Consider the following 14,586-nt stretch of genomic DNA (forward strand, 5'->3'; position numbering starts at 1 on the left):
GGTCCCAGAGCCGGAGCGCCGCCAACCAGTGACTACACGCATGCTCAGACCCATGAGGTTCGTCAGGGACGCCAGATCAGCACGAGCGCGCAGTCGTCGTTGTGCCCCGACGACATGGACGTCACCAGCTGGCGCGCCCCGCCCGCGAAACCGGACGGGAGCAGGCGTTCCGCCTCGCCGAGCAGCCGGTCGAGGCCCGCGTCGATGTCCCGCCCCGGCTGCTCGATCAGCCCGTCGGTGTAGAGCATGAGCGCGTCGCCCTTGCGCAGCACGCCCCGGTCCGGCTCGCAGTGCAGGTCGGGGACGACCCCCAGGACGACGCCCTTGGCCGCCGACACCCGCCAGGTGCCCGTGCCCGCGTCGAACTTGACCACGGGCGGATGGCCGGCCGAGGTGATCACGTACCCGCCGGTGGCCAGGTCGAGGCTGAGGTGCACGGCCGTGACGAAGCCCTCGCCCTCCCGCTGCCGGTGCAGGTACGCGTTGCAGGCGCCCAGGAAGTCACCGACCGAGCCCAGCAGACCGCCGAAGGTGCCGGAGAGCATCAGCGCCCTGGTGCCCGCGTCCACGCCCTTGCCGGACACGTCCACGACCGCGATCTCGACCCGGTCGCCCTCCCGCATGGACACCACGAAATCGCCGCCGAAGGAGGACCCGCCCGCCTGCTTGAGCACCACCTTGGCGCCCCAGTCCTTGGGCAGCGCGGGCAGCTCGCTCTGGCGTTTCAGCCGGTCCCGCAGCTCCAGCAGCATGGCGTCGCCGCGCAGGCCCTGGACGCCCAGCGAGCCACGGGTGCGCGCCATCAGCCAGGCGAGCACGGCGGTGACGCCGACGGCGATCAGCAGCCCCGGCCCGACATACCGGTCGTCAGCGGAGACGTCCAGGATGGTGAGCGCGACGGCCACGGCGCACAGCAGCACCGCCAGACTGCGCAGCTTGAGCTGCAGCCCGGCGAGCAGCGTGATCAGGATCAGCAGCGACGGCGAGAACCAGAGCACGGAGACCTTGACGCCGAGCACCCCGATGAGCAGGGCGGCGGCGACGAAGGCGACGAGCAGATGACGATCTTTCGACGAACTCTTCCTCACAAACCGGACAAGTGGCACCAAAAACGGCACCCGCACCAATATCGCGCGGAGCCGGGGAGGAATAAGCGGCACCGGACGGGAACTCATGATGCACTCGACTGTATCGGTCGACACCTCCGCAAGGCAGCCTCTTGACCAAGACCTTGATCATTAAGCACGGATATTGGGTGGCCGTCCCTCTTTGCCCGGGCCTACCGTGGAGCGGTGAACCTCCCGATACGTCCCATCTCCGAGGCCGAATGGCCCGCCTTCTGCGATGTGCTGGATGAGGCCTTCGCGACCACATTCCATCCCGTACAGATCGACCGATTCAAGGCGCTCACTCCCCTGGAGCGCACGCTGGCCGCCTTCGACGGCGACCTCCCGGTCGGGGTCACCGCGATCTTCGACTTCGACATGACGATCCCCGGCGGGACCCTCCTCCCGGTCGCCGGAGTCACCGCCGTAGGGGTGCTCGCCTCCCACCGCCGCCGCGGCATCCTCAACGGGCTGATGCGCCGGCAGCTGCGGGACATCAAGGAGCACGGCGAGTCCGTCGCCGTCCTGTACGCCTCAGAGGCGGGCATCTACGGCAGATTCGGGTACGGCCGCGCCGCCGACAACGTCTTCTACCGCATCCCCAAGCACGGCTCCGCCTTCGTCGCCAACGCCCCTGCCGACCCGGCCCTGCGCCTGCGCACCGCCGTACCGGCCGCGGCCCGCGAGGAGTTCGTGCAGGTCTTCGACGCCGTGCTGCGCACCCGGCCCGGCCTCTACACCCGCTCGCCGGAGCGCTGGGACTCGCTCCTGGCCGATGAGGAGTTCGACCGGCGCGGCGACGGCCGGCTCCGCTGCGTCCTGGCCGAGGACGACGGCGGCGTGCGCGGCTACGCGCTCTTCAAGATCAAGCGGGGGTTCACCGACCACGACGTGCCCGAGGGCGAGGTCCGCCTGATCGAGCTGTTCGCCGTCGACCCGGCCGCGTACGCCCTGCTCTGGCGGAGCGTGCTGGACCGCGACCTCTGCGCCAGCGTGTACGCCTGGAACCGCCCGATCGACGACCCGATCCAGCACCTCATCGCCGAGCCCAGGCACCTGAACGCGGGCACGCTGGACGAGCTGTGGGCCCGCCTGGTGGACCTGCCGGCCGCGCTCACCGCCCGCGCGTACGCGGCCCCGGCCGAGCTGGTCATCGAGGTCGCCGACGAGGTCTGCCCGTGGAACGAGGGCCGCTGGCGGCTGTCCACCGGCAAGGGCACCTGCGAGCGGACCGATGACGCCCCGGACCTGACCCTGCCCGTGCAGTACCTCGGCGCGGCGTATTTCGGCGGGCGGCCGCTCCTGCCGTACGCCGCCGCCGGGCTGGTGACCGAGCACCGGGCGGGAGCACTGCGGGAGCTGTCGGCCGCCATGGCGTGGGAGCCGAGGCCGTGGGCGGGGCTGGTGTTCTAGCGGGGGCAGCGCCGTACAGTAACGGCATGGCCTTGCAGAGCTTGCAGATCACGGCGATCACCGCGATGCGCGCCCGGGACGTGTCGCGCCCGACCCGCGAACAGCAGGAGGCCGCCGACCGGCGGCCGCTGCGGGACGAGATGCCGCGGCGGGAGACCCGCAGGGTCCCGGTCAGGGAGACGGGACCCTTGGGATCCTCGGGGCAGTTCGGCGGGGATCAGGGCAGCGGGGGCAGTTCGCCGTCGGTCTCGTAGTCGGCCAGCATGGCGATGCGGCGGGCGTGCCGCTCCGCGCCGGAGAACGGCGTGGCCAGGAACAGCTCCACGAAGCGGACGGTCTGCTCCGGCAGGTGCTGACGGGCGCCGATGCTGATCACGTTGGCGTCGTTGTGCTCGCGGGCGAGCTTCGCCGTGTCCTCGTTCCAGGCCAGGGCCGCCCGGATGCCGGGCACCTTGTTGGCGGCGATCTGCTCGCCGTTGCCGGAACCGCCGATCACCACACCGAGGCTGCCCGGATTCTCGGCCACCCCGACGGCCGCCCTGAGCACGAAGGGCGGGTAGTCGTCCTCGGGGTCGAAGTGCGCCGGGCCGCAGTCGATCACCTCGTGATGCTGCTCCTTGAGCCACGTGACCAGGTGGTTCTTGAGCTCGTAGCCGGCATGGTCGGAACCTATGTAGACGCGCACCCCGCTAGTTTCGCAGGTCCACTAGAGTAATGGCCAACCCTCCCCTCCGGCCCTTACCTGTTCATGGAGAGCGCGATGCGCGAGATCCGTTATCTCGGCGACCCGGTGCTGCGCACCCCGGCCGAGCCGGTCACCGAGTTCGACCGCGACCTGCGCCGGCTGATCGACGAGATGTTCGCGACCATGTACCTGGCGGACGGGGTGGGCCTGGCCGGCCCGCAGGTCGGCGTGGGCAAGCGCCTGTTCGTGTACGACATCAGCAACCGCAAGGGCCACGTGGTCAACCCCGAACTGACCGTCGACGACCCCGACGAGGTCGTCGAGGAGGAGGGCTGCCTGTCGGTGCCGGGACGGGAGACCCGCAAGCCGCTCTACGCGCCCACCCCGCGCGCGGCGGGCGTCACCGTGCGCGGCTTCGACCAGCTCGGACGGCCGGTCCAGGTCACCGCGCGCGGCATGCTGGCCCGCTGCTTCCAGCACGAGTTCGACCACCTGGAGGGGCGGCTCTACGTGGACCGGCTGCCCAGGGAGACCGCCCGCAAGATCATGCTCCAGACCCCCTGAGCTACAGCTGGAGGGCCTTGACCTCCAGGAACTCCTCCAGGCCCGGCTCCCCCAGCTCGCGCCCGACGCCGGACTGCTTGAAGCCGCCGAACGGCGCGAGCGGGTTGAACCGCCCGCCGTTGATCGCGACCTGGCCGGTCCGCAGCCGCCGCGCCACGCGTACGGCCTTCTCCTCGCTGCCCGCCCAGACCGCCCCGGCCAGCCCGTACGGCGTGCCGTTGGCGATGTCCACGGCCTCGTCCACCGAGCCGAACGGCACGATCGACAGCACCGGCCCGAAGATCTCCTCCTGCTCGATCGCCATGCCGGGCGCGACCCCGGCGAAGACGGTCGGCTCGACGTAGTACCCGCGCTCCAGCGGATAGTCGGTGCCCCCGGTGACCAGCCGGGCGCCCTCCTCCTGGCCCAGGTTGATGTAACGGATCACCCGGTTCCGCTGGGCGGCGGAGACGAGCGGGCCGAGGCGGGTGCCCTCCGCGAACGGGTCGCCCACCGTGTACGTGCGGGCGGCGGCGACGGCCAGGGAGACCGCGTCGTCGTACTGGTCCCAGTGCACGAGCATGCGGGTCAGCGCCGAGCAGGTCTGGCCGGAGTTCACGAACGCGTGCGACACCCCGGAGGCGACCGCCTTCTCCAGGTCGGCGTCCGGCAGGATGATGTTGGCCGACTTGCCGCCGAGCTCCAGCGCGACCCGCTTGACGGAGCCGCCGGCCAGCGCGGCCACCCGGCGCCCGGCCTTGGTGGATCCGGTGAAGGACACCATGTCCACCTGGGGGTGGGCGGCCAGGGCCTCGCCGACGACCGGGCCGTACCCGCTGATGAGGTTGAAGACGCCCGAGGGCAGGCCGGCGTCGTGCAGCACGTCGGCCAGCGCGTACGCGGCGAGGGGGGCGATCTCGCTGGGTTTGAGGACGACCGTGCAGCCGGCCGCGAGCGCCGCGGCGACCTTGCAGACGGCCTGGTGGAGCGGGTAGTTCCAGGGGGTGATCGCGCCCACGACACCGGCGGGTTCGCGCAGGATGAGCGAGTTGCCCACCCGGCTCTCGGCGGCCAGCGTCTCGGCCATCCGCGCGTAGGACTCCATCACCCCGGCGGGCATCAGCGTCTGCACCTTGAGAGCCAGCTTGATGGGCGCGCCCATGTCGGTCGCGATGGTGGCCGCGATCTGCTCGGCCCGGTCCTTGAGCAGCCCGGCCGCGTCGGCGAGCAGCTTGCCGCGGTCGGCGGGCGCGGTGGCGGACCAGGCGGCGAAGGCGGCGGAGGCGGCGGCGACCGCGGAGTCCACGTCACTCGTCGTGCCGGCCGGAACCTGGTCGATGACCTCCTCGGTGGCGGGGTTGATCACATTGACCACCTCGCCCGAGGTGGAGGGCGTCCAGGAGCCGTTCACGTAAAGGTGACGCATGTACCTCATCCTTGCGCGGGGACTGTCTGATGGCGAGCACACGAACCAGTAAGTGTTGCCATGAGCCATCCCGAAACGGCACATGCCTCAACTTGATCTTGCGGGTCGGCCGTGTGCGGTCCCGCGCAGAGGCAGCACACGATCTCCGATATTCAATTGGCCCCGTTGACTCGGCCTTGACCATGTGTTGGCCGTCTTTGCTCAGCGTACGGCGCGCCCGCGCGGAAAGACGAAGTCTTCCAAGATCGGTCTGACTCCCGCAATACCTGACGGAGAACGATTCCATGCCAAGAGGAAGCCCTGTACCACCCAGGGGGAAAGCTTCCTCCCCGCCCGCTCGACGGCTTTCGCCGCATCTGCTACTCAGTGTCATCGACCCGGCTGGGGACCGGGGCAGAGGGGGGCGAACCAGGAAACCGACTGCGCGCCTGACATTTGTTAGGGCGCGCAACTGGATTAGGGTTTGCATGGATCGACAACCGAAGTCAGAGTTCTCCCTATTACAGGTAGGGCAAATCTTGATTGCGGCTTTGTCAGAGCGTCGTGGCAGGATTCAGGGGTCCCGCGGCGACGAAGCGGCGGGGTCGTGTGGATGAGGAGCGGATGTGGCAGGCAATCTGACCCGTGACGAGGCCCGGGAGCGCGCCCGGCTGCTGACCGTCCAGTCGTATGCGGTGGAGCTCGACCTTACCGAGGGCGAGGAGCGGTTCGAGAGCGTCACGACCGCTCACTTCACCTGTGCCGAGCCGGGGGCGGACACGTTCATCGACCTGCACGGCGCGCACCTGCGCAAGGTCGTCCTCAACGGCGCCGAGCTGGACGTCAGCGCCTACGACGCGGAGCGCGGCCGCTTCCCGCTGCCCGGCCTGGCCGAGCACAACGAGGTGCGGATCGACGCCGACGCCTCCTACATGCGCACCGGTGAGGGTCTGCACCGCTTCGTCGATCCGGTGGACAAGAACGTCTACCTGCACAGCCAGTTCGAGACCGCCGACGCGCACCGGATGTACGCGTGCTTCGACCAGCCCGACCTCAAGGCCACCTTCGAACTGTCCGTCATCGCTCCGGGCGACTGGGAGGTCGTCTCCAACGCGGCCCCGGACTCCGTGGACGAACTCCCGGCCCACGAAGGGCGTCATGGCACGCTCCAAGCCGCCAAACGGTGGCATTTCCCCCCAACCCCGGTGATGTCCACCTACATCACCGCTCTGGTGGCCGGGCCGTACGCGGTGGTGCGGGACGAGCACGACGGCATCCCCCTGGGTCTTTACGTGCGGCAGTCGCTGGCCGAGCACCTGGACGCCGACAACCTCTTCGAGGTCACCAAGCAGGGCTTCGACTTCTTCCACCGGGTGTTCGGGCTTCGCTACCCGTTCGGGAAGTATGACCAGCTGTTCGTGCCCGAGTTCAACGCGGGCGCGATGGAGAACGCGGGCGCCGTGACGTTCCTGGAGGACTACGTCTTCCGGTCCCGGGTGACCGACGCGATGGTGGAGCGCCGCGCCGAGACCCTGCTGCACGAGATGGCGCACATGTGGTTCGGCGACCTGGTCACCATGCGCTGGTGGGACGACCTGTGGCTGAACGAGTCCTTCGCCACCTACATGTCGGTGCTCTGCCAGGCCGAGGCCACCCGGTGGGGGCAGGGCGCGTGGACCACGTTCGCCAACGTGGAGAAGGCGTGGGCGTACCGGCAGGACCAGTTGCCCTCCACGCACCCGATCTCGGCCGACATCCCGGACATGCAGGCGGTCGAGGTCAACTTCGACGGCATCACCTACGCCAAGGGCGCCAGCGTGCTCAAGCAGCTGGTGGCCTACGTGGGCCTGGACAACTTCCTGGCCGGCGTCCGCGACTACTTCAACGAGCACGCCTGGGGCAACACCGAGCTGAAGGACCTGCTCGGCGCGCTAGAGCGCACCTCGGGCCGGGACCTGTCGGCGTGGTCCAAGGAGTGGCTGGAGACCGCCTGGGTCAACACCCTGCGCCCGTCCTTCGAGGTGGACGCGACCGGCAGGTTCACCAGCTTCGACGTGCTCCAGGAGGCCCCGGCCGCCTACCCGACCCTGCGCTCGCACCGGATCGCCATCGGTCTGTACTCGATGGACGAAGGCCGCCTGGTCCGCGTCAAGCGGGTCGAGCTGGACGTGGTCGGCGCGAGGACCGCGGTGCCCGAGCTGATCGGCGAGGCCCGGCCCGACCTGGTGCTGGTCAACGACGACGACCTCACCTACGCCAAGATCCGCCTCGACGAGGAGTCGCTGGCCGCCCTGGTGGGCGGCGGCATCCTCGCCTTCACCGAGTCGCTGCCGCGCGCCCTCTGCTGGTCGGCGGCGTGGGACATGACCCGCGACGGCGAGATGGCCACCCGGGACTACGTGCGCCTGGTGGCCTCGGGCATCAACTCGGTCAGCGACATCACCGTGCTGCAGACCGTGCTCCGGCAGGCCCGCCTGGCCGTCCAGCAGTACGCGGCGCCCGAGTGGCGGGCCACCGGCATGGCCCAGCTGGCCAGCACCCTGCGCGAGCTGGTGCACGGCGCGGAGGCGGGCTCGGACCACCAGCTGGCCTACGTCAACGCGTTCGCGACCGTGGCCACCTCAGCGGAGGACCTGGCGCTGCTGGAGAACATCCTGTCCGGCACCGCCGTGCCCGACGGCCTCACCGTGGACGCGGACCTGCGCTGGACGCTCACCCACGCGCTGGTCTCCGGCGGCGTGCTCGGCGCCGAGGACATCGACGCCGAGCTGGTCAGGGACGCGACGGCCACCGGCGAGCGCTCGGCGGCCGCGGCCAGGGCGGCCATCCCGACGGCGGCGGCCAAGGCCGAGGCGTGGGCCTCCATCACCGGCGGCACGCTGAGCGGCGCGCTGCTGCGCTCGACCGTCACCGGCTTCATGGACCCGCACCACGTGGACCTGCTGGAGCCCTACGGCGCGGCCTACTTCGAGGAGGTCGGCCAGATCTGGAAGTCGTGGACGTCCGACATGGCGCAGACGTTCGCGATCGGCTGCTTCCCGGCGCTGCTGATCTCCCAGGACACGGTGGAGCGCACCCAGGACCTGATCTCGTCCTCGCAGCCGCCGCACGCGCTGCGCCGGCTGCTGCTGGAGGGCGCGGACGGCATCGGCCGGGCCCTGCGGGCGCGGGACAAGGACGCTTGATCCGTCGGAGGCCCGGGGCGTGCTCCCGGGCCTCCGCTAGGTCCGTTATGCGGTGCCTCGTGCGGCCGGGTCGCTCATGTCCATGAGAGGCTGACCCGATGGAATCGGCCCAGGACCTGCTGATCGCGCTCGCCCGGCGATATTCGTTCGGGGACGTGGGGGCGCTGGCTCCCGCCGTACTGGCCAATCCGGTCAAGGCCGCTCATGTGTCGGCGGTGTGCGAGTTCGGGCAGCGGCTGCTGACGCTGGACGCGGAGGATTTCGCCAGCGAGCTCGACGTGCCGACCATCCCCGCCGACCTGCGCCGCCGGGCGCGGGCCTGTCACATGCCGCAGACGCCGAAGGGGCAGCCGCGCGGGGCGCTGGACTCGCTGCGGCCGGCGTACGCGCTGCTCCTTGAGGTGATCAAGGTCCGCTGGGACCAGCGGGAGCTGAGCGCGATGATGGCCGCGCTGCACATCTCGGCGGAGTACCTGCCGCTCCTGGCGTACGAGACGACGCTGGGCCACTCCGGCGACCCCGCCCGCTGGCCCGCCGGGTTACGCGCGCCCGGCAGCAGGTTCGGGGTGATCGGCGACCGCGACTGCGACCACACCCGCTCCGAGCAGTCGGCGACCGAGCGCACGCTCCGGGTGGCGGGCGAGCCCGGCGAAGGCTGGCGCGCCTACTTCGACCGGCAGCACAGCCAGGTCGCCGGAGCCCTCGCCACCTGCGTGGCCAAATGCCGCAACCCGTGCCCGGCCGTGGACTGGGTCCAGGACCGCGAGAACCTCGCCCTGCGCTGCCGGGTGGCGCTCGCCTACGCCGAGACCCCGCTCGTACGGCTCCGCCACGCGGCCCCCGTCGGCCACGGCTTCGGCGTGCCGTCCCCGGAGGAGGTCCTGGACGCCTGGCAGCGCAGCCGGAGCGCGCTCGACAAGAACGGCGTCGGACACCAGGTCATGCGCCGGGACGGTTTCCCGCTGGCCGGTCTGCCCAGCCTGTTCTCGGCCATCGCGGGAGCGGACCTACGGCCGGCGCGCCTGCTCGCGGACGTGTCCGAGCATGTGATCACGCTCCTGCGGGCGTAGTTCCACCGCCATGGCTTGATAGCCGTGACTTCGCGGCTGTGGCTCCAGCGGGTGCTCTATCGGGCGCGTTCCGCGAGGGCGCCGATGCCGCCGGCGAGGCCGCCCATCAGGTCGCCGACGCTGAACCTGGTCGCCATGGACATGGCCACCAGGCGGCAGTCGCCGTCGGAGACGCGCTGCCGGGCCTCGGCCCCGGTGACGATCTCCAGGCCGCGCCCGGCGGTGTCCACCATGATCAGAACCGCGTGCGGCGCGATCTCGCCCAGCGCGGCGTGCAGGCGTTCGGCGAAGTGCCGCCGTGGCCCCCTCGCCGGGCCGGTGTACACCGCGAAGTGCAGCCCGGTCCTGCTGTCGGCGGCGCGCACCACCGTACGGATGTCGACCGCCTGAAGCGTGCTCAACGTGGCCATGCCGCTCACCACCCCGCCGACGCGCCGCCGACGTGGCGGCCGGGTTCCGCTGTCTCCGCCATCTCAGGCCAATCCACGTCCGGCGGATCGCCCTTCGGCACCACGCTGGTCAGTTCCAGCGTGCTCCGTCCCACGCCGTGCTCGGTGTCGTACGGGCCGCCGATCCAGACCACGTCGTCCTTGGTCCTGCGCCGGCCGCGCCCGGACAGCAGCAGCACCAGCAGTCCGATGCCCACGAATAGCGCACCTGACGTTATGACAAGAAACGCAAGAATCTCGAGCGCACTGTCCATATATCGACGTTACGCCCGATTTCTCGTATTTCCTAGTCCCAGATCTGCGGTCTGCGACCTCCCCAGAACCCGCCGACCGAGGCCTCTACCTGGGACGACAGCGAGATCAGGGTGCCCTCGTCGCCGTACCGGCCGGAAAGCATGACACCAATGGGCAAACCCTCGGGAGTCCAATAGAGCGGCAAATTCACGGCCGGTTGGCCGCTCACATTGCTGGTCGCGGCAAAGGGCGCGAAAGCCTTCATCCGCTCGAAAGTTTCCTTGGGGTCGTCCACGTCCTCGAACCAGCCGACCGGGGCCGGAGGCTGGGTGACGGTGGGGGTGAGGACGGCGTCGTACTCGTCGGTGACGAGCAGCGCGAAGCGCGTGGAGAGCTGGAGCGCCGACTGGGCCTTGAGGAAGTCGGGGGCGGGCGTGGCGAAGCCGCGCTCCCGCAGCCACACAGTCAGCGGCCTTAACTGGGACTCCATCTGCTCGGCGACGGGGTGCATGCAGGCGAAGCTGAACCACATGCGCTCGAACTCGGGCACCATGTCCGGCCCGAACGGCGTCGGAATGTCGATGATCTCGTGGCCGAGCCCGGCCAGCACGGCGGAGGCGCTCTCGTAGGCGGCGCGCACCTCCGGGTGTACCTCGGCCTCCTGGATCACCGGATCGAGGTAGCGGGCGATGCGGAGCCGTCCGGGGTCGCGCCCGACATAGGCGGAGAAGGAGCCCAGGGCGGGCGGGGGCGCGTAGTAGAGGTCGCCGGGGTTGTTGTGGGCCATCACGTCCAGCAGCGCCGCCGCGTCGGCGACGTCACGGGTGATCGGGCCGTTGGTGGACAGGCCCGCCAGGTCGGGGATGATGGGGGCGAACGAGATGCGGCCACGGCTGGGCTTGATGCCGTACAGGCCGCAGACGGAGGCCGGGATGCGGATCGAGCCCGCGCCGTCGCTGCCCTGCGCGGCGGGCGCCAGCCCGGCCGCCACCGCCGCCGCGGCGCCCCCGCTGGACCCACCCGCCGACCTGGTCACATCCCACGGCGTACGCGCCGGGGGGCCGACCGAGGTCTCGGTGTAACACGGCAAACCGAACTCTGGCGTGCTGGTCTTACCCAGCATGATCGTGCCGGCGTCCCGCAACCGTTCCACGACGCTGTCGTCGACCGGGGCGACGAACCCCTCGTACGTGGCCGAGCCGAAGCGGATCGGCACGTCCTTCACCAGATTGAGATCCTTGATCGGAATCGGCACGCCGAACAGCGGCCGCTTCTCCGGATCTTGTTCCGCCAACTGTCGTGCCTGGTCAAGAGCCCTCTCCGCGGCAACGGTGACGTAAGCCCCGACAGCGGCACCATGCCTGTCGATACGTTCCAGATAATGCTCAGTGATCTCAACCGGGGACAGTTCGCGGTTTCGTACGGCTGCCGCCAACTCCAGCGCGGTAAGGTCATGAATGCTGGTCACGCCACTGAACGGTATGCGCCCGGCGCGGAGATATCTAGAGATGGTGCCCACAAATGGTGCATGCGAATCGGCAGAAGCGGGCAACAAAAGTGTGAACCAGGCAACACTAGGCAACCTGTCGGCAGCTCAACTACCGTGAGTGACGTGGATACCGGTCTAGCGCCCGATGAGGGTCACGATACGTCACCGATCTGGGTGAGCGATCGTGAACGGTCCTCGACGCGACCTGATGCGCCCGCGTCGACGTATGCGCCCGTAGAGCGCGCATCCCTGCAGAGCATGCTCAAGCAGCCCAAATACCAGCATCTGCGGCGTCGAGCCGTGATCGCCGTAGCGGCCGGAGTCGTCTTCGGCGTGCTGCTGCTGAGCTGGCGCGTCGGCCTCACCGCCGCGATCCTCGCGGCCATCGCGGACACCGTCTATCGGGCCAGGACCCAGTCGTCGGTCCCCGCCTGGCGGCGACCCTCGGTGGCGGAGCGGCGGACCGAGAGCCAGCTCAAGAAACTGGAACGTGGCGGCTACAAGACTCTGCACGCCCGCGCCATCCCCAACAGCGACGCCCAGATCGACCACCTGGTCGTCGGGCCCACGGGGGTGTACGCGGTCGACTCCGAGAAGTGGGACAGGCGGCTGCCCGTGCGCGTGCAGTCGCACCGCAAGCTGTTCCACGGCCCCTTCAACCAGAAACCCCGGCTGGACGAGGCGCGCTGGGAGGCCAACCAGGCCAGCGACCTGATCACTCAGGCGCTCGGGCGCGAGGTGACGGTCGTGCCGTCCCTGGCGATCTACGGCCCGGCCATCCCGTGGCGCATTCTCAACATCCGGGACGTGGACGTGTTCTCCGGCAGCCTGGTCCGCAAGTGGATCACCAAACGGGAGAAGTCGCTCACCCCGGGCGAGATCGACTCGATCTACCAGGCCGCGGAGCACGTACTCCCACCCCGCTACGGCACCGACTGACCCCTTTGCCCGTCCTGTACGGCCCGCGCCAGTTTTGGCGTGGGCCGTACCGCTTTGTGGGACAGACGTCTCAACGACTGGGCGCTGGTCGTAACATGGGGAGACTCGAATTCGTCTTCCGATGGGAGTCCCGGCCATGCCCGCCCTCAGGTCTCGTACGGTCACTCACGGCAGGAACATGGCCGGTGCCCGGGCCCTGCTCCGGGCGACCGGGGTAGCCGGCAGCGATCTCGGCAAACCGATCATCGCGGTCGCCAACAGTTTCACCCAGTTCGTGCCCGGTCACGTGCATCTGCGCGAGGTCGGCGACGTGGTGGCCGGGGCCATCCGGGAGGCGGGCGCGATCCCGCGCGAGTTCAACACGATCGCCGTGGACGACGGCATCGCGATGGGCCACGGCGGCATGCTGTACTCGCTGCCGTCCCGCGAACTGATCGCCGACGCGGTCGAGTACATGGTGAACGCGCACTGCGCGGACGCGCTGATCTGCGTCTCCAACTGCGACAAGATCACGCCCGGCATGCTGCTGGCCGCGTTCCGGCTGAACATCCCGACGATCTTCGTCTCCGGCGGGCCCATGGAGGCCGGCAAGACCCCCGGTCGCAAGCTGGACCTGATCGACCCGATGATCGCCGCCGCCGACGACAGCGTCTCCGACGCCGAACTGCTGGAGATGGAGGAGAACGCCTGCCCGACCTGCGGCTCGTGCAGCGGCATGTTCACCGCCAACTCGATGAACTGCCTGGCCGAGGCGATCGGCCTGGCGCTGCCCGGCAACGGCACCATCCTGGCCACCCACGTGGCGCGCAAGAAGCTGTTCCAGGACGCCGGGCGGCGGCTGGTGGAGCTCACCCGCCGCTACTACGAGGACGACGACGAGAGCGTGCTGCCCCGCAGCATCGCCACCAAGGACGCCTTCGAGAACGCGATGGCGCTGGACGTGGCCATGGGCGGCTCCACCAACACGATCCTGCACATCCTGGCCGCGGCCAGGGAAGCCGAGGTCGACTTCGGCCTCAAGGAGATCAACGAGATCTCGCTGCGGGTGCCGTGCCTGTGCAAGGTCGCCCCGGCCACCGCGAAGTACCACGTCGAGGACGTGCACCGGGCCGGCGGCATCCCCGCCATCCTGGGCGAACTCGACCGGGCCGGCCTGATCCACCGGGACGCGCTGACCGTCAACGGCGGCACCATGGGTGACCTGCTGGCCCAGTGGGACGTGAAGTCCCCGGCCGCCCTGCCGGAGTCGGCCGAACTGTGGCACGCCGCGCCGGGGAACATGCGCACCGTCAAGCCGTACTCGCAGGACGCGCGCTGGGACACGCTCGACCTGGACCGCGCCGAGGGCTGCGTGCGCGACGCCGAGCACGCCTACACCCGCGACGGCGGCCTCGCCGTCCTGTACGGCAACATCGCCGTCGACGGCTGCATCGTGAAGACGGCCGGGGTGGACGAGTCCATCTGGCGCTTCTCCGGCCCCGCCGTGGTGTTCGAATCGCAGGAGGACGCGGTCGAGGGCATCCTCAACAACCGCGTCCGCGAGGGCGACGTCGTCGTCATCCGCTACGAGGGCCCCAAGGGCGGCCCCGGAATGCAGGAGATGCTCTACCCGACCTCGTTCCTGAAGGGCAAGGGCCTCGGCAAGGCCTGCGCCCTGATCACCGACGGCCGCTTCTCCGGCGGCACCTCCGGCCTGTCCATCGGCCACGCCTCCCCCGAGGCCGCCGAGGGCGGCGCGATCGCCCTGGTCCAGGACGGCGACATCATCGAGATCGACATCCCCGGCCGCTCCATCGACCTCAAGGTCAGCGAGGCCGACCTGGCCGCCCGCCGCGAAGCCCTCCTGGCCGAACTGGGCCGCCACCGCCCGCGCGACCGCAACCGCCCGGTCTCGGCCGCCCTCCAGGCCTACGCGGCCCTCACCACCTCCGCCTCCACCGGCGCCTCCCGGGACCTCACCCAGCTGTCCCGCTGACAACTCCTCAGGGCGCCCGCGACTCCTCGCGGGTGCCCTTTCCATCGATTCCTCAATCACGCGTTCGAAAAATGTCAGTGCGGGCCGGTAAAA

General features: G+C 69.9%; 13 protein-coding genes. 7 read left to right on the forward strand and 6 right to left on the reverse strand.

The features are described from left to right. Positions 1–62: 62 nt before the first annotated feature. Positions 63–1,175, reverse strand: coding sequence for a PP2C family protein-serine/threonine phosphatase (locus Aph01nite_RS28380; RefSeq protein ID WP_204044073.1), 1,113 nt, complete (start codon positions 1,173–1,175; stop codon positions 63–65). 117 nt (positions 1,176–1,292) lie between these two features. Between Aph01nite_RS28380 and Aph01nite_RS28385 the strand changes: the two genes are divergently transcribed. Both Aph01nite_RS28385 and Aph01nite_RS28390 read left to right on the forward strand, forming a co-directional pair. Next, entirely contained in the window at positions 1,293–2,519 is a 1,227-nt protein-coding gene (locus Aph01nite_RS28385) for a GNAT family N-acetyltransferase (protein ID WP_204044074.1), read from the forward strand. 26 nt (positions 2,520–2,545) lie between these two features. After that, positions 2,546–2,773 (forward strand): hypothetical protein, encoded by a 228-nt coding sequence (locus Aph01nite_RS28390; protein WP_204044075.1) that lies wholly within the window; start codon positions 2,546–2,548, stop codon positions 2,771–2,773. Here Aph01nite_RS28390 and Aph01nite_RS28395 read toward each other — a convergent pair. Beyond that, on the reverse strand, positions 2,737–3,204 hold the full coding sequence (locus Aph01nite_RS28395) for a ribose-5-phosphate isomerase (RefSeq protein ID WP_204044076.1): 468 nt from the start codon (positions 3,202–3,204) through the stop codon (positions 2,737–2,739). The two genes, Aph01nite_RS28390 and Aph01nite_RS28395, sit on opposite strands and share 37 nt — an antisense overlap. A 75-nt stretch (positions 3,205–3,279) precedes the next feature. On the opposite strand from Aph01nite_RS28395, the gene def reads away from it, so the two are divergent. Then, the gene (gene def / locus Aph01nite_RS28400) at positions 3,280–3,768 is read left to right on the forward strand and encodes a peptide deformylase (RefSeq protein WP_204044077.1); all 489 of its coding nucleotides are present in this window, start codon (positions 3,280–3,282) and stop codon (positions 3,766–3,768) included. 1 nt (position 3,769) lies between these two features. Here the strand turns inward: def and Aph01nite_RS28405 are convergent, their stop codons facing one another. Beyond that, positions 3,770–5,173, reverse strand: coding sequence for an aldehyde dehydrogenase family protein (locus tag Aph01nite_RS28405; RefSeq protein ID WP_204044078.1), 1,404 nt, complete (start codon positions 5,171–5,173; stop codon positions 3,770–3,772). Between the two features lie 605 nt (positions 5,174–5,778). Here Aph01nite_RS28405 and pepN point away from each other — a divergent pair. Together pepN and Aph01nite_RS28415 are read left to right on the forward strand one after the other, a co-directional pair. After that, a complete protein-coding gene (gene pepN / locus Aph01nite_RS28410; RefSeq protein WP_204044079.1) occupies positions 5,779–8,337 on the forward strand; it encodes an aminopeptidase N in 2,559 nt (852 codons plus the stop codon). A gap of 98 nt (positions 8,338–8,435) precedes the next feature. Next, entirely contained in the window at positions 8,436–9,407 is a 972-nt protein-coding gene (locus Aph01nite_RS28415) for a hypothetical protein (protein WP_204044080.1), read from the forward strand. Between the two features lie 56 nt (positions 9,408–9,463). On the opposite strand, the gene Aph01nite_RS28420 is transcribed toward Aph01nite_RS28415, so the two are convergent. The 3 genes from Aph01nite_RS28420 to Aph01nite_RS28430 all read right to left on the reverse strand — a co-directional run bounded on the left by Aph01nite_RS28420 (position 9,464) and on the right by Aph01nite_RS28430 (position 11,558). Further along, a complete protein-coding gene (locus Aph01nite_RS28420) occupies positions 9,464–9,817 on the reverse strand; it encodes a DUF5130 family protein (RefSeq protein WP_204044081.1) in 354 nt (117 codons plus the stop codon). A 5-nt stretch (positions 9,818–9,822) separates the two neighbouring features. Further along, positions 9,823–10,053 carry a hypothetical protein gene (locus Aph01nite_RS28425; protein WP_204044082.1) on the reverse strand — a complete coding sequence of 77 codons (231 nt, stop codon included), beginning with the start codon at positions 10,051–10,053 and terminating at the stop codon, positions 9,823–9,825. 89 nt (positions 10,054–10,142) lie between these two features. Then, entirely contained in the window at positions 10,143–11,558 is a 1,416-nt protein-coding gene (locus Aph01nite_RS28430) for an amidase (RefSeq protein WP_204044083.1), read from the reverse strand. 279 nt (positions 11,559–11,837) lie between these two features. Here Aph01nite_RS28430 and Aph01nite_RS28435 point away from each other — a divergent pair, with 279 nt between their 5' ends. Next, positions 11,838–12,518, forward strand: coding sequence for a nuclease-related domain-containing protein (locus tag Aph01nite_RS28435; RefSeq protein ID WP_239162043.1), 681 nt, complete (start codon positions 11,838–11,840; stop codon positions 12,516–12,518). Between the two features lie 136 nt (positions 12,519–12,654). Then, complete coding sequence (gene ilvD, locus Aph01nite_RS28440; protein ID WP_204044085.1) at positions 12,655–14,493, forward strand: dihydroxy-acid dehydratase; 1,839 nt, start codon at positions 12,655–12,657, stop codon at positions 14,491–14,493. The last annotated feature ends 93 nt before the right edge of the window (positions 14,494–14,586 follow it).

This window comes from Acrocarpospora phusangensis (assembly GCF_016862995.1).
In the GTDB taxonomy this organism is placed as follows: Bacteria; Actinomycetota; Actinomycetes; order Streptosporangiales; family Streptosporangiaceae; genus Acrocarpospora; species Acrocarpospora phusangensis.

Coding starts and splice junctions, on each gene's coding strand:
- Aph01nite_RS28405 (WP_204044078.1), bottom strand. CDS start 5,173: ATGCGTCACCTTTACGTGAACGGCTCCTGGACGCCCTCCACCTCGGGC.
- Aph01nite_RS28380 (WP_204044073.1), bottom strand. CDS start 1,175: ATGAGTTCCCGTCCGGTGCCGCTTATTCCTCCCCGGCTCCGCGCGATA.
- Aph01nite_RS28415 (WP_204044080.1), top strand. CDS start 8,436: ATGGAATCGGCCCAGGACCTGCTGATCGCGCTCGCCCGGCGATATTCG.
- Aph01nite_RS28390 (WP_204044075.1), top strand. CDS start 2,546: ATGGCCTTGCAGAGCTTGCAGATCACGGCGATCACCGCGATGCGCGCC.
- ilvD (WP_204044085.1), top strand. CDS start 12,655: ATGCCCGCCCTCAGGTCTCGTACGGTCACTCACGGCAGGAACATGGCC.
- Aph01nite_RS28420 (WP_204044081.1), bottom strand. CDS start 9,817: ATGGCCACGTTGAGCACGCTTCAGGCGGTCGACATCCGTACGGTGGTG.
- def (WP_204044077.1), top strand. CDS start 3,280: ATGCGCGAGATCCGTTATCTCGGCGACCCGGTGCTGCGCACCCCGGCC.
- Aph01nite_RS28435 (WP_239162043.1), top strand. CDS start 11,838: ATGCTCAAGCAGCCCAAATACCAGCATCTGCGGCGTCGAGCCGTGATC.